Origin of the sequence: Colwellia sp. 5_MG-2023 (assembly GCF_030547795.1) — a bacterium.
GTDB lineage: Bacteria > Pseudomonadota > Gammaproteobacteria > Enterobacterales > Alteromonadaceae > Colwellia.
Genome location: NZ_JAUOPW010000027.1, coordinates 1 through 14,953, shown reverse-complemented (window position 1 = coordinate 14,953; position 14,953 = coordinate 1). Strand labels below are relative to the sequence as shown.

The window sequence follows — 14,953 nt, the reverse complement described above, 5'->3', positions numbered from 1 at the left end:
TGAAAAGTGCCGCTAAGTTAATGTAACTCCACGATCTTGACTTAATATTATTTTCATTAAGCTTTAGACTGGCAGTTTTGCGTCCTATTCTTTCAAATAGTTTGCTAGTTAATTTTCTTAGTTTATTCCTACCCGATTCCATAAAAAATAGTTATTAATTACTATTTCGATTCATTCATTATAAGTAACCGCAACTGAATTGCAATCACCCATTATCAAATATACATACATAATTCGCATTTACTTCATATTTAATTAGGAATTAATGCGTTGTAAATAAAAGCTTTTTAATAAATTTAATTAAGCAAGTATTACTTTTTAACAAATAACACATGAAGACACAACCAAAACGATACTGTAAAAGTGTGACAACTAAGTGGTGCATGCAAAAAAATAAATGCTAAAAAAACAAAACAAGTACTAATTTACTATATTTGAGCGCAGTTATTAAAGCAAAAGGTTTTCACCAAAATATAATAACGATGCTAACCTAAGGAGCCAATAATATTCACCCTCACATTATCTGGCACTTCATTATAAGATAATACACTTAAGCTGCCTTTAGTAAACGAACGAGCATAACGTGCTAATAAAGGCCTTAACTGAGGAATCACTATAAGTACAGGGGTAATCCCTTTACTTTTCATATCATCCATAATAGCTGGCATAGTACGTTGAAATTGACCAAGTAAATTAGGATCCACCGGGAAGCTATCTAATGCGACTTTGCCTGACTGCATTGCTTGGTCAAGAGAACTTTGCATCGTTTGTTCGAGTTTTTCATCTAAGCTATATACGGCTAGTTCATCTCGCTCACCCATCACTTGTTTAACCAACACTCGCTGCAGCGCGCAACGAACATCAGAAGTAAGTAAAATAGGATCCTTTGTCACTTCAACACTATCAATGAGAGTACCAGCAATTGTTACTATATCACCTAACGCAACATGTTCACGTAAAAGTAAGCGCATCACTTTAAGTTGTAAATTGATCGGTAATGCTTTTTCAAGCGCTTCAGCTAGACCTGGTGAAATCTCTTTCAAACGTTCATTGAGGCGTTGGATATCCTCATAGCCAAATAATTCATCTAAATGCTCTTTAATAACTTTACCAGTATGAGTCGCAATAACAGTGCCCAAATCAACAACTGAATACCCCATATTTAAAGCTTTAGCTTTCGCCTCTTCTGGTATCCACACTGCTTCTAAGCCATAAGCAGGATCCGTTGTTAATTCACCATCTAGCTGCCCATATACATCCCCCGTATTTAACGCTAACAATTGTTTAGCATTTAGCTGCGACGAAGCAACTGCTATACCAGCAAGTTTAATTTTATACTCTTGTGGGTTTAATCTCAGGTTATCTTTAATTCTTATTTCTGGCAGTAAAAAGCCTAATTGTTCCGATAAATTTTTACGAACACCTCGTAATGTCTTTACAAGTTCTTCACCTTTACCTTTATCAGCAAGGTAGACCAGTCGAAAGCCTAACTCAACAGATAACTGTTCAACATGAGGTATGTCGTTCCATTTTAGTGCAGTCTGCTCATTGGATATTGACTCGGTAATACTTTCAGCTTCTATTAAACCATCATCTGGTGATGACTTTTCTAAACGCCAAGCAGCATATAATAAGGGTAAACCAAAGCTCACAAAAGCAAGCATTGGCATACCTGGCACAACACCTAAAATGAGCATTACTAGTGCAGCGGTAAAAATAACGCGAGGTGAGGCTAATAGTTGCGATCCAACAGTTTCACTAATATCACCGGCATCATTCATTCTGGTAACAATAATTGCCGCAGCCACAGCAAGTAGTAATGAAGGAATTTGTGCTACAAGGCCATCACCAATGGTTAATAATGCAAAGCGTTGAAATGCTTCAGCCATACTCAAATCATGCTGAAAAACACCGATGCAGACACCACCAAGTAAATTAATGACTAAAATAATGAGTCCTGCAATCGCGTCACCACGAACAAACTTTGAAGCACCATCCATAGAGCCATAAAAATCAGCTTCTTGCGCAATGGTATTACGTCGCTCTTTAGCTTGTTCAGGACCGATTAAGCCGGCATTTAAATCTGCATCAATTGCCATTTGCTTGCCAGGCATAGCATCTAAGGTAAATCGAGCAGCAACTTCAGATATTCGCTCTCCACCTTTCGTAATAACTACAAAGTTGATAATCATTAATATAATAAATACAACAATACCAACAACATAGTTACCGCCAATAACCACTTCACCAAAAGCTTGGATTACACGACCAGCAACATCTGAACCTTCATGACCATGGAGTAAAACTACACGGGTTGACGCAATATTAAGTGTCAACCTCATTAAGGTCGCCACTAATAAAATCGTTGGAAAAACAGAGAAATCGAGTGGTCTTTTACTCGAAACAGCAACTAATAACACAATAACAGAAAGCACGATATTAAAAGTAAATAGCGTATCTAATAGCCAGGCAGGTAAAGGCAATATAACCATAGATAAAATGGCTAAAAGTAATACAGGTATCGCTGTATAAGGTCGAGTAAGGCTACGCCAGTTCAATGTAATACTCCACAGTTATGGTTTCTGCAAATTTGCAGGGATTTTAAGTTTAGGTAATGGGGCTGGGGCTTGTCCACGTCCCTGTTTATAGGCTTTTAATTGCATAACATACGTTAAAACATAGGCAACGGCAGTATAAAGTCCTCTTGGTACCTCTTGATCAATACGAGTTGAAAAATAAACAGCTCGTGCAAGCGCAGGTAATGCGATAATTTCTTTATTGTGATTACGGGCGACCTCGCGAATCCGTAAAGCCATCTCATCCATCCCTTTAGCAACAACGTAGGGTGCTTTTGCTTTATCTTCACTATAGCGAATGGCAACAGCATAATGGGTTGGATTGGTAATAATGACATCAGCATTAGGCACTCGTTCTTCTATTTTTCGGTTAGCTTGTTGATACTGAATTTGCCTAATTCGATTCTTTATTTCAGGGCTACCATCTGATGACTTTCTTTCTTCTTTTACTTCTTGATGAGTCATTTTTATTTTACTTAGCGTTTGATGCTGCTGAATAGGTACATCAATAGCTGCAACAATTAGTAATAATGTTACGGTAATAATCATTGCTAGAAACAATAACTCTATACCATGAGAAATAGCTACATAGAGATCTTGGCTTTGTAAAGCCACTAGTTGCCCCCACAATTGCGTCAAAAAAGTATACAAACAAATACTGAGCAAAGTTATTTTGACAATTGATTTGAGTAATTCTATTAATGTCTGTTTACCAAACATTTTCCCTAAACCTTTTAGCGGATTAAGTTTACTAAATTTAGGAGCGACTAAGCTCATAGAAAACACAAATCCGCCGGGTAAAATACCCGTAATCCACATAGCGACAAACCCTAAAAGTAAATAAGGCACTAATGTAGAAAGCATATCTAAAAGTGCATTACCTAACGCTATAGGCATTAATTTTTTGTTATCCAGAATACTATGATCTAACATCATAGTGTTATGCATTATCTCTAACAATAAACTATAAAACATATCTGCAAAAAAAAGTAAGCCCGCGATACTAATCATTAACAAGATAGCGGTATTCAATTCTTTAGAACGCGCAACTTGACCATCTTTACGCGCTTTTTTCAAGCGCTTTTCGGAGGGCTGCTCTGTTTTTTCTTGTGAACTATCTTCAGACATTACTTATCCCATAGCCTCAGAAAAAACAGACAATACATGGTAGGTTAGATTTGAAAAAGCACCACCAGTATATGTTAATGTCATAAATACACAAAAGAAGCCCATTAACAAAGCCATTGGAAAACCTAATACAAAAATATTTAACGAAGGTGCTGCTCTACTAGCAACACCAAAGGTTAAATTAACTAATAACATTGCAATTACACCAGGTAAAGATAACAACAAGGTAGAAGCAAAGAGCCAAGCAAACAAATTAAGGATTGCACGAATATCAACCTCATAAATACTTGTACCTATCGGCCATACCGTAAAACTTTGTGTCATTACATGCAACGTTATTAAATGCCCATCAGCAGCAAAAAAAAGCAACGCCGCCATCAACCAAAATATCTGGCCTAATAACGCGACCTGACTACCACTGCCGGGATCCATAACCAGTGCCATGGATAACCCCATTTGCATTGACAGTACCAAGCCCACTAAAGACATAACTTCAAACAGAATACGTAACGAAAGCCCCATCAATACGCCAAATATGACCTGCTCAACGGTTAATAATACAGCATCAAAAGAGAAAATATCAATTGCCGGAGCCAATGGTAATTGTGGCGCAATTAAAAAAGACAACATCATTGATAGTAGAATTCTAGATCTAGGTGTTACCACTGGGCTATCAAAAATAGGCATAGACCAAAGTAATGCTGAAAAACGCACAAATGGCCACCACATGGTACCCATCCAGCTCACAATATCTCCACTAGTAAGCTCAATTAATGAATTCAACCAAGTGTTCCTGGAATCATAAATTTCAAATTATCAAACCATTCCAACATCGTCCGTACCAGCCAGTGCCCGGTAAAGACTATCATCAAAAGGGTTAGTATCATTCGCGGTAAAAAGGTCAGCGTTTGTTCCTGAATAGAGGTAGCACCTTGAATAACGGCGACTATAATGCCAAGAATTAAACCAGGTACAATTAACACTAAAATCATTTCGATAATAGTATAAATTGCACTTGCTACAAGCTCCATTGCCATTTCAGGGGTCATGGTAACATTCCAAAAGTTGCAGCTAGCGTCCCAGCCAACATTGACCAACCATCCGCTAACACAAAGATCATTAATTTAAAGGGTAGACTAATAATCAACGGTGATAACATCATCATCCCCATTGACATCAAGATACTAGCAACCACCAAATCTATAATCAAAAATGGAATAAATAACATAAAACCTATTTGAAAGGCTGTTGTTAACTCACTTAACACAAACGCTGGCATAAGCACTTCAAAAGGTATTTCTTGTGCGCTCAATGTCGTAGGTTCGTTGGCAATAAGTAATACCTGATGCAATTCACTTTCACGCGTTTGTTTAAGCATAAATGCTCGAAGTGGTACTTCAGCCTTAAGTAACGCTTCTTCAAGGCCAATGGTTTCTTCTTGAAATGGTTTATAGGCATTATGATACACATCTTGCCAAACAGGTCGCATTATCAACACAGTAAGCATCAGCGCAATCCCAATCAATACACGATTAGGCGGACTTTGCTGTAACCCCATCGCTTGGCGCAAAATGGCTAATACAATAATAATGCGAGTAAACGAAGTGAGTACCATCAGTAATGCAGGAATTAAACTCAACAGAGTCATTACTAATAGAATTTGTAACTTTACGTTATAATCTTGACCTTCCTCTGTTGATTTCAAAGAAAATAACGTTAATTCTTGCGCATTTAACCAACCAGGCAATAGCAAAGTCAATAACAAAAAGCCTATTTTAATGTATGCGCTTTTGCTCATTGCTTTATGATTCCTGCGTAGATGATTCTTCGTCGTTGATAAATTTTAAACCATATTGACCATCAACCATCACCACTTCAGCTTGAGCAAAACAAACGCCGTTAACTTTAACATCTAAAGGTTGCCCCGCTTCTTTATCTAAGCGAAGTACATCCCCTTGTTTAGCTTGACTTAACTCACCTAAGGTAATTTCTGTGCTGGCCACTTCTAATGTAATCGTTAAAGGTACACCTTCAAATAAAGACATATTATTGTCTTGCTTATTATCAACTAACTCATTGTCGATATCGTCTAAATCTAAGGCATCTAATGCAGCATCTAAATTGTCATTCATACTATAATTCACTCTTTTCTGGTATATCAGTAACTTGAAATGTCAGATTTGCATCTTGCTCTGCAACCTGTCCTTTTAAAAATGTTGTTTTACCAAGCTTAAATAGTGCTGGAGTATTTAATTCAATTGGTAAAATAGCGCCATTCATACACGCTTTTAATTGTTTTAGTGTCACTCTTTTTGAAGCCATTTCAACACGGCCTTTTACTATAAATTTATGGCTACAAGCCATAGATAATGGCTGAGCATCCTTGTTTTGAGCATTTGTTAATTTTGAAGTATTAAAAAAGCTAACAGGTAACCAAATAAACCAACTAACCACCTCTTCTTCAAGAATAAGTCTCACTTTAAATGCTAAGTGATTTAATGAATTAGGAATAGCTTCATCTTTACAAATTTCTGCAGCAAGGCTACCACGTTCTTTAAATAATAAATATTGTATGCCTTGTATTTGCCTTTGTAATAGACGCCCACAAATTCGTGCTTCGGTCGCACTAAGTTCAGACTTTGGCTTATCAACTGATTCTAAATTACCATCTTGAGCTAAATTATCATCTGACGCTAATTTTTCATCTTGAACTGAGTTATCATCTGATTCTGACTTATCATCTTGGATTGAGCTATCAACTGGCGCTTTTTTATTTACCGAGTTTAGCACGCCACCGAGACATAAATCAGCCATCCGGTGAGCACTTTGATAATCGAACGACAAATAAGTATCTTCATCCTCTGGCACAAAAGAAGCACTTTTCACAAACACCCTAGGCGCTTCATTAAACCAACTATAGATAGCTGTATACGAACAAGGGGTTACCTCTATAGAGAAGCTACTATCATTAAAGAGTTTCGCTAGCTCAATTTCTAACACCTTATTTAAATTTACATTTGCAGCAGATTTAACCGCTGCTTCGTGAATTCTTTGTTCTAAAGTCAAAGGCAGCACTGCAAATTTACTCGCTTGTTCAGCTTTAATAAGCTTACTTTTTGACGGGGATAAAATTTTCATTGCTATCGCTTTCCAATTAAAAATGTAAATACATTCATGTTATTTTTCTTGCTTAGATAAAGCCTGCAAGTTTGCGACTAAATCCATTCGTTCTTGCTCGTTCTTTGTTGCCCATTCAAGTCCAACAAATTTCAACTGCTCATTAATGCTTTTGCTGTACTTAACCAAACCAGTAAAACTCTCTATTTGGTTAAAAGCAACAACTACTCTTTTTGGTAATTTTTTTTCGGCCGGAACCAATAACCCTGCACCACCAACACTGACATTTTTAATAACCCCTTGACAAATTTGATAACCAAATAGCCAAGGATGCTTTAATTTAACCGCAATACCACTTCGTTGTATTGCCAACGACAAATGCTCATCTTTATGATTTAAATACCAACGTTTATATAGACGTTGGTTTTCTTTTTCCCACTCTTGTTCTGTTATCTTATTGTCATTCATCATTGCTTTCCAAGCGCATCACTGGCTTATTTGCTGTCGCCGCGCTCGCTGACTGTTTAATAGGATTTTGCACATTATCGTCGGCAAAAAGATCGTTAATTTTCTTTTCTGCATCAGATGTAAGCACGAGTAACTCAACCCTTCTATTCTCACTTGCTGTTTTATCTTTCTTGTTCAATAGGCGATTTGAAGAAAATGAATTAACTTGCATTACTCTCGAAGCTGGCATACCACCCGCAGCCATAATTTTTCTAGCTTGTTGTGCTCGTTCAGCTGAAAGCTCCCAATTGGTATAGGTTTGTCCTTTAAATGGGCTTGCATCACTATGCCCTGATATTATAATTTTATTGTTAATATCTTTAAACATTCCGCCTAGATACAAGAACAAATCCTCAAAAAAAGGTGACATTGTTTTTTGTGAAGGAGCAAACATCGTATGATTGTCATCATCCTTAATAATTATTCTCAAGCCTGAAGGTACCTCTTCAACTAATATATTATTATTTAATAGCTCTTCCTTCGAAAGCTCTTCAAAACTTTTTAATAACAAACTTAATTCTGATGAAGCAGCAAATTCGCTATCAATAGCCGAATTCAATTTATCTCCATTACCTGCAAGTGGTTCTTTATCTCCTTCAGGAACTTGAAGGTATTCACTTATACCTGGCAGAGGATTATCTGGTGGTAGACGATTTGAGGCTTGATTATCAATAATTGATGGCGACCCCCCTAAATCGATAGGAAAAGGACTATTGCCCTGCTTAAAAAAAGATGGACTGCCATCAAACACTGAATGAGTACGCATATAATGCGCAATTTTTTTACGCTCTGCATCATTAGTAATAGCTAAAATCCAAAGCACCATAAAAAAAGCCATCATTGCTAACGTAAAATCAGCAAACGCAACTTTCCAGGCTCCGCCATGTTTACCATGACCTTTATTACGACGGCCACGCTTTATTACAATCAGTTCAGAATTTGACATTATGCTGCTCGGTTATTAATCCATTGTTCCATGGTTGTAAAGCTAGGCTTAATTTCTTCATTGATAAGCTTACGTCCAGAATCAATAGCAACAATAGCAACATGTCCTTTAGCGTGCGCAACCAACATAGCTCTAACACATTCTAACAATGCCATTTGTTTTTTTACATACGAGGCCATCGCTGTAGATAGAGGCGCCATTAAACAATAACAGGCAAAAATACCAATAAAAGTACCAACCAATGCCGCAGCAACATGGTAACCGATCTCACTCATTGGGCCATCAAGATGTTGCATAGTAATAATAATCCCGCCAACCGCTGCCAAAATACCAAAACCAGGCATAGCTTCAGCAATATCACCTAGTGCATGTGATGGTTTTAGTTTTTGCTCTTCAATGGTATAAATTTCTTGCTCTAATATTGCATCAAAATCATGAGAATTAATTTTACCCATACTGTAAAGTCTAAAGTTATCACAGATAAAGGTTACTAATTGTGGAAACTCGGCCACTTTAGGATAAGCGAGAAATATCGAGCTTGTTTCACTATTCTCTACATGGTCATCCAATGCCTTGATGCCTTTACTTTGAACTAAGTCAAGCAATGAGTACATTACCATGAGTATGTCGTGATAAAGATCTGTTGTATGACTGTTTTTATTACTAAATAATTGATACTTTAGCTGTGATAACATTTCGAGCAATACAAACTTTGAGTTACCCACAATTAACGCTCCTATACCAGCGCCAAATATAATTAAAAATTCCGCAGGCTGCCACATTGTGGCTAGATTCCCACCGGCGAATGCAAAACCACCTAATACGGTACCAAGCACCACCAGTAAACCTATCAATCGTTGCATATTTGCTTCCTCGGTTATTCGCTATGTTTGAGTTTTCGGGTTAAGGCAACTAATGCCTCTTTATGAAGTTGACACACTCTCGCTTCAGTAAGTTCAAGGGTCAAAGCTATTTCTTTCATATTCATTTCATAGGTGTAATAAAGCTGTAGTAACAGTTTATTTCGCGCCGGCAGTGTTGCCATAGCGGCTTGTAATTCCATTGCTGATTCAGCTTTTGACAGTGTATCATCTGTAGGCGAGCAATATTGTCCACCATCATCAAGTAAACTTTCTAAGCTATCCATCGCTTCTGCTTGGGTAATATAATGAAGTTCTAGCAATTCATCAGGGCTTACCTTTAATGCCGCGCACAGCTCACTATCATTTGGCTCTCTGCCAAGCCTCTTCACTAAGGCTCTTGTACAATCTCTTAATTTATGGGATTTTTGTCTTAACTGTCTAGGTCGCCAATCAACACGCCTAAACTCATCCAGCATCGCACCACGAATACATTTGAACGCATAAGCCGCAAATTTTTCATCTACATCACGCCCATAACGACGTATAGATGAAAGTAAGGCAACCAAACCAATCTGTTGAATATCATCGACATCAACAATGACACCAAGTTGAGTGCGCATATGAGCACCTGCACGCTTAACTAAATAAGCATACTTTGCTAATAATTCACTTTCTTTTTCTGCAGTCAAGGTGCTATTTTCACTGACTTGTTCAGACCATTCCGTTTGAACTAACATGCTTTTCCTTACTGGATAAAAACATTAGTTATAATAACATTACTTAACTCGAGGTCCGATTTCGTCTTTAATACCGAGTTAAATTTCTCCAACAGTGTTTTTTGCATTTGTTCTATATCGGTAAACTCACTTTTCACATGGTCTCGATCTAAGTTCACAAACCTTTTTACTAATTCATTACGCAAAAGTGGCGCATAAGTTTCTGCAGTAATTGAGCTTTGTCCATCAGCAGGAATCGCTAGACTTAAATCTAATACTAAATAGCGAGTCAAATTTTCATCGTTAATACTTATAATAAAACGTTCCATAGCAAAGTACTGCTCGGTTGCGCTTACCACTTCTCCTTTGCTTTGCTCTTCTGAGTCTTGACTATCTAACAATTTACCTGCAAAAAAAGCACCTGCAAGTAACACCACTACAATAATTCCTATAACGACTTTATTCACTTATCCATACTCCAACTATTCTTAAACTAATCGATTCAACCAATCTCTGGCACTATTTTCTGTTGTTTTTAAAGTAGCTTCTTCTTCAATAGCTGTATTTTCAGCTATATCCATTTCAGATGTATCCCCTGAATTATCGGATTGTTGCTGTTTTTCCCCTACATCAACTTCAACGGTAACATCACCAGCTTGTGATAGTGAATGTCGTAACTGATCCAGTGTTTGTTGCATAGCTTCACGTATTTGTGCATTACCTGCAACTAAGTGAACTGTCGTTTTATCTCCTTCCACACTAATGGCAATTTCAATACTACCTAACTGCGGCGGATCTAAGCGTATTTGTGCTCTTTGTATTTGTTGGCCTATTTGTAAGCTCACTTTATCACTAAGAACATTTAGTAAACGTTGCCCCCACTCATTTGTGTTACTCGTTAATTGCTCTTTACGCCATTGTTGACTCACAGTTTGAGTCTCTGCTGTGGATCCAAAAGCAGGTTTTGAAAGGGTATGTTCACGATTTTCAACACTACTTAAAACTTGCTGGATTAATCCTTTTTGAAAATCTTTTTCATCATTTAATACTACCGACGAAGCCAATGTATTAATAGCATCAGCCGTTGTAGACTTATGATTTATATTACTTACACCACTGTTACTTGATGAATTCTCAGATAAAAGTCGCGTAGCTAAATATTGGTCTTGTACTGTATTATTAACTCCCGAAGGTTTCACTAATAACTCACTCTGTTGGCTACTTGAGAGCAACTTATCTGCTTGTATCAATGGCTTTATAATATCGGGGTTTGTGGTAGCGTTTGCTGCGTCATTAATAACGGTTGAAGCTGGTTGAATAGTCGTTGATAGTGGCAGTACGTCATTGCCATCTAACTTACTCATTGTATTTATTTGAGTAACTATTGGATCCACTAACTTAGCATCACTAGCTTTGGCTCCATTTTCAACCGGAGATATTGACGTTATGTTTGACAAAGAAGAGGTTAGATTATTTGACACCGATGCCTGTACAATAAGATCTTCTGACAACGTTATCGGTTGTGTTTTAAAGCTCTGCGCTCTAGGGTTTTGAATAAATGCTTGTAATTCATTCGGCGTATCTTTATTTGTACTATCTAGTTGTTCATTATCAAGCAAGACATCACTCGCTTCTAGACTCTGATCATCTACCAAAATATCAGGCAATACAAATACCAATGCTTCTTCCGCATCATCATATGTTTGACTAGGATCAGTAGAGTGCTCCGATGGCTTGGAGTCCAACGACTTCGATGTTGGCGCTAACGTAGCTGTAGCTGCATTTAGGTCAGCAGTATTTGTGTTCGCTGATGAATTTGAACTTTGCGAAGAATTTGCCTTGATTTGGCTATCACCTAAAACGTCTTGTTGCGCTATAGTTTGTGTGCGTAGTTGAACCGTCATTGCCCAATGCTCTCTGTCAATTGTTTATAAGCTAGTATTCCATCACTATCTGTTTGGTGACGTTGCATTTTTTTACTCATATCTTCTTTTTGAGCATTAATCAGTTGTATTTTTTTTTCATAATCTCGTTTTAATGAGACTAATTTGGGTTCAAAAGATGTAAACCAAGAAGCTTCTTTGATTCCATTAATTAAGGACATCAATTGACGATCAGCCTCACGAATCTTATGCCAATTACCTTTTTCAATGGATTCTGCCATATACAATAAAAGTGATTGTATTTTTTGTTCAGCCTGCAACTGATTCATAAATAATTGTTCCGCTCAAAACCACAATGACAACACTTCTGTTGATACCAAATTTATTTAATTCATTAATATTGCAAAAAACACACCAACTGTCAAGTAACTGAAAAACAAGAAATAATCTTACTTTGATTCAAACTCTGCGGAAGCGGAACTTCCGCATAACGGAAGTAAATGGAAGAGAATTTACCCATTTATTATTTAACTGAATTCAACTTAATAAACATCTCTCTAGCAACCACTTTCCTGACTTCATCGTCAAATTCACTTATACAAGATGAGCTATTGAGACTCTACTTGCTTTACTGACTTTTTATATAAAATAGAAAAACTATCATTCTTTATTTTATTAATGTATATATTCATCTATTTGATCAGAACAATTCAGTACTCTTAAAAATAAAAAACCAGTTGCGATGCAACTGGTTTATAAAAACATATTTCTTAGGTAATTATGCTACCTGTGAACCTAATCCTTTCCAACCTTCTTGTAGATTAGTCATGACAGTACGAACAGAATCAATATAGCTTAAATCATTTTTTAAACTTGCTTGTAAAAGTGATTGTCCACAGTGTTCATATAAATTTCGCATATTAACGGCTACTTCACTACCTGACTCTAAATCAAGTGAGGCTTCTAACCCCCCCAAAATACGCATCATTTTTTCAATACTTTGCGCTTTTTTATCATAGCGCTTTTGATTAATATGGCCAGTGACACTCTCTAATTCATCTAAAAAACCATCAAACAGCATCAACACTAACTTATGAATATCTGCACCGGCAGCACGACCGTCAATAGAGGTGCTTTTATAAGCCGAAAAGCCGTCATTTATGTCTAACATTATTAATCCTTAACCAAATTGACCCATTGTAGATTCTAATTGTGCAATAGTCTGCTGCATTTGTGTAAATTGTGATAAATAACGTTGATATACTTGCTCCATTGAGAATTCATGGCTTTCTTGTTGTCTAGTAATAATATCTAAACTAGCTTGCAAGGTATCTTTTTTATCAGTAATTAAGCCGTAGCTTTTTGTATAAGGTTCTATTCTTTTTTCTAATTTCGACATTATGCCGTTATCGCCGGTAAGCATCTTAGTCAACAAATCAGGATCAGAAATCAATGCATCTTCTAATCTATCACTATTTATTTGTAAATTACCACTACGATCAAATTCGATCCCTACCGAATAAAGTGTTTTACCTTCGAATGTACCCTGAAAATCATTACGTAATGAACGCGCTAGACTACTTGCTAAGTTATCTCTTTTTAAATCATCGTTCGTTGTTATACTGCTTGATAAATTGTTAAACGCATCGACAAAACCTTGAATATTACTCTTGGTATTTTCTACATCTTGCCCAACCGAAACGTGCGCTGGACTATCTCCGGCTGCTTGTACTTTCGTTAGGTTAAGCGTTACCCCTTCAATAACAGTATCAAGTGTATTGGTTGAAGAGGTAATTGTAATAGCAGACGTTGCCCCTAACTTAATGATAGAGTCTTGTGCTGCGGTAAGCTCGGTTTGCCCAGTGATAGCGCTAGCTATATTACCACCATTGATATCAGGAGCAATTGCAGCAGGTGTAAAGCTAATCGCTATTTGATTTGCAGCACCCGACTCTTCACTAGTCATAACTAAGAATGTTTCAGTGCCTGAACGTATAACACTTGCTTTAGCACCTTTATTATCAACATGCGAATTAATAGCAGTGGCTAAATCACTTAACGAAGCGCCTGCTGCAAGTGTTGATAAATCAACACTGAACGAATCACCTGCTAAATCAATATTTAATTCACCATTAGTACTTAAGGGTAAAGTGGTATCAAAACTAAGTGCCACTTGGTGTGCTTGTGCTAATTGTTCAACAAAAACATCATACTCACCTGGTGATGCACTACCTGTCGTTGTAATATTAAGCGCAGCTTCATCAGTCACAGTAGCTGAATTTGCTAAAAAACTGCTATCGCTATCAAGATTATCTGACAAACTATCATAAAAGCTGGTTAATGTGCTTTTTAAACTATCAAATGCACTTATTTTACTAGAAAATTCATAACTTTTATTACTCAACAACTGATCTTTTGAAGCACGTTCAATTTGTGTATATTGACTAGCCAAATTAGCTGGGTCAATACTTAATGCTGATAAAGACATTTTATTCTCCAAGTATTTATTTTAATAAATAAAAACTCAAATGAATTTTTATTTATTAAAATAGCTATATTACCAATAGCTATTTTAATTTGTAACATCAATTAGTACATTAAACTATTAACGAAGTAATGAACCAATCATTTGTGTTGTGCTGTTCGCCGTACTCAATACTGAAATACCTGAGTTCATTAACAACTGCTGCTTAGTCATGTTAGACGTTTCTGCCGCAAAATCAGCATCCATTAACGTAGATGACGCAGCTTGCGTATTCTCTTTCATGTTAGTTACGTTCGTCATGGTGTGCTCAAGACGATTCATTGACGCACCTAACGCTGAACGAGCACCACCAACACCTGCAATCAACGTATCAATTAGCGCTAAATGAGCTTGCGCCTCAGCTACAGATGCAAAACCACCTGTAGTTAGACCTTGAATATCATCAATATTTTTAGCCACACCTGTAGTGGCATCCAAGGATCCTGAGATATCAACCGTTAGCGTTTCAGCAGTGCTTGAGCCTACTTGAAATTTAACACCAGCAGCATCAGCAAATTTATTCCCCGTACCCTCTAGTAATAAGGTACCACCAAATGAAGTGTTTTTCATAATGCTATCAAGCTCTGAAGTCAAGGCTGTATATTCTGCACTTTGCGCAGCCCATTCAGTAGCGCCATTCGCGTCACTAGCACCTTGTGTTGCAAGCTCTTTCATACGGTATGCAATGTTAGT

The 14,953-nt window shown here is 37.0% G+C and carries 17 protein-coding genes and 1 riboswitch; all 17 genes read right to left on the bottom strand.

All coding sequences use genetic code 11. The features are described 5' to 3' along the window. Window positions 1–18: 18 nt before the first annotated feature. A riboswitch (cyclic di-GMP riboswitch) is annotated at window positions 19–116 on the bottom strand. 369 nt (window positions 117–485) lie between these two features. Beyond that, a complete protein-coding gene (flhA, locus tag Q4496_RS14995) occupies window positions 486–2,558 on the bottom strand; it encodes a flagellar biosynthesis protein FlhA (RefSeq protein WP_215974159.1) in 2,073 nt (690 codons plus the stop codon). Window positions 2,559–2,573: 15 nt separating this feature from the next. Continuing rightward, a complete protein-coding gene (gene flhB, locus Q4496_RS14990) occupies window positions 2,574–3,704 on the bottom strand; it encodes a flagellar biosynthesis protein FlhB (protein WP_215974158.1) in 1,131 nt (376 codons plus the stop codon). A 3-nt stretch (window positions 3,705–3,707) separates the two neighbouring features. Continuing rightward, the gene (fliR, locus tag Q4496_RS14985) at window positions 3,708–4,487 is read right to left on the bottom strand and encodes a flagellar biosynthetic protein FliR (RefSeq protein WP_215974157.1); all 780 of its coding nucleotides are present in this window, start codon (window positions 4,485–4,487) and stop codon (window positions 3,708–3,710) included. Beyond that, window positions 4,484–4,753 carry a flagellar biosynthetic protein FliQ gene (locus Q4496_RS14980; protein ID WP_215974156.1) on the bottom strand — a complete coding sequence of 90 codons (270 nt, stop codon included), beginning with the start codon at window positions 4,751–4,753 and terminating at the stop codon, window positions 4,484–4,486. Before Q4496_RS14980 ends, fliR begins: the two co-directional genes overlap by 4 nt. Then, window positions 4,750–5,502: a flagellar type III secretion system pore protein FliP gene (gene fliP / locus Q4496_RS14975; protein WP_215974155.1), complete on the bottom strand. Its 753-nt coding sequence runs from the start codon at window positions 5,500–5,502 to the stop codon at window positions 4,750–4,752. The genes Q4496_RS14980 and fliP overlap by 4 nt, the downstream gene beginning before the upstream one ends. A 4-nt stretch (window positions 5,503–5,506) precedes the next feature. Then, window positions 5,507–5,836: a FliM/FliN family flagellar motor switch protein gene (locus Q4496_RS14970; protein WP_215974154.1), complete on the bottom strand. Its 330-nt coding sequence runs from the start codon at window positions 5,834–5,836 to the stop codon at window positions 5,507–5,509. Between the two features lies 1 nt (window position 5,837). Beyond that, window positions 5,838–6,842 (bottom strand): flagellar motor switch protein FliM, encoded by a 1,005-nt coding sequence (locus tag Q4496_RS14965; RefSeq protein WP_215974153.1) that lies wholly within the window; start codon window positions 6,840–6,842, stop codon window positions 5,838–5,840. Between the two features lie 39 nt (window positions 6,843–6,881). After that, the gene (locus tag Q4496_RS14960) at window positions 6,882–7,292 is read right to left on the bottom strand and encodes a PilZ domain-containing protein (protein WP_215974152.1); all 411 of its coding nucleotides are present in this window, start codon (window positions 7,290–7,292) and stop codon (window positions 6,882–6,884) included. Beyond that, on the bottom strand, window positions 7,282–8,274 hold the full coding sequence (locus tag Q4496_RS14955) for a flagellar motor protein MotB (protein WP_252727638.1): 993 nt from the start codon (window positions 8,272–8,274) through the stop codon (window positions 7,282–7,284). The genes Q4496_RS14960 and Q4496_RS14955 overlap by 11 nt, the downstream gene beginning before the upstream one ends. Then, window positions 8,274–9,137 (bottom strand): flagellar motor stator protein MotA, encoded by an 864-nt coding sequence (motA, locus tag Q4496_RS14950; protein ID WP_215974151.1) that lies wholly within the window; start codon window positions 9,135–9,137, stop codon window positions 8,274–8,276. The genes Q4496_RS14955 and motA overlap by 1 nt, the downstream gene beginning before the upstream one ends. Before the next feature lie 14 nt (window positions 9,138–9,151). Then, window positions 9,152–9,874, bottom strand: coding sequence for a FliA/WhiG family RNA polymerase sigma factor (locus Q4496_RS14945; RefSeq protein ID WP_215974150.1), 723 nt, complete (start codon window positions 9,872–9,874; stop codon window positions 9,152–9,154). A gap of 8 nt (window positions 9,875–9,882) precedes the next feature. Continuing rightward, window positions 9,883–10,320 carry a flagellar basal body-associated FliL family protein gene (locus Q4496_RS14940; protein WP_215974149.1) on the bottom strand — a complete coding sequence of 146 codons (438 nt, stop codon included), beginning with the start codon at window positions 10,318–10,320 and terminating at the stop codon, window positions 9,883–9,885. Between the two features lie 21 nt (window positions 10,321–10,341). After that, the gene (locus Q4496_RS14935) at window positions 10,342–11,757 is read right to left on the bottom strand and encodes a flagellar hook-length control protein FliK (protein WP_303610757.1); all 1,416 of its coding nucleotides are present in this window, start codon (window positions 11,755–11,757) and stop codon (window positions 10,342–10,344) included. Continuing rightward, complete coding sequence (locus tag Q4496_RS14930) at window positions 11,754–12,065, bottom strand: hypothetical protein (RefSeq protein WP_215974148.1); 312 nt, start codon at window positions 12,063–12,065, stop codon at window positions 11,754–11,756. Before Q4496_RS14930 ends, Q4496_RS14935 begins: the two co-directional genes overlap by 4 nt. Window positions 12,066–12,514: 449 nt before the next feature. After that, a complete protein-coding gene (gene fliS, locus Q4496_RS14925; RefSeq protein WP_215974147.1) occupies window positions 12,515–12,907 on the bottom strand; it encodes a flagellar export chaperone FliS in 393 nt (130 codons plus the stop codon). A gap of 9 nt (window positions 12,908–12,916) precedes the next feature. Next, the gene (gene fliD, locus Q4496_RS14920) at window positions 12,917–14,224 is read right to left on the bottom strand and encodes a flagellar filament capping protein FliD (protein ID WP_303601785.1); all 1,308 of its coding nucleotides are present in this window, start codon (window positions 14,222–14,224) and stop codon (window positions 12,917–12,919) included. A 117-nt stretch (window positions 14,225–14,341) separates the two neighbouring features. After that, window positions 14,342–14,953: flagellin (locus tag Q4496_RS14915; protein WP_303610756.1), on the bottom strand; the 612-nt coding region annotated here is incomplete at its 5' end.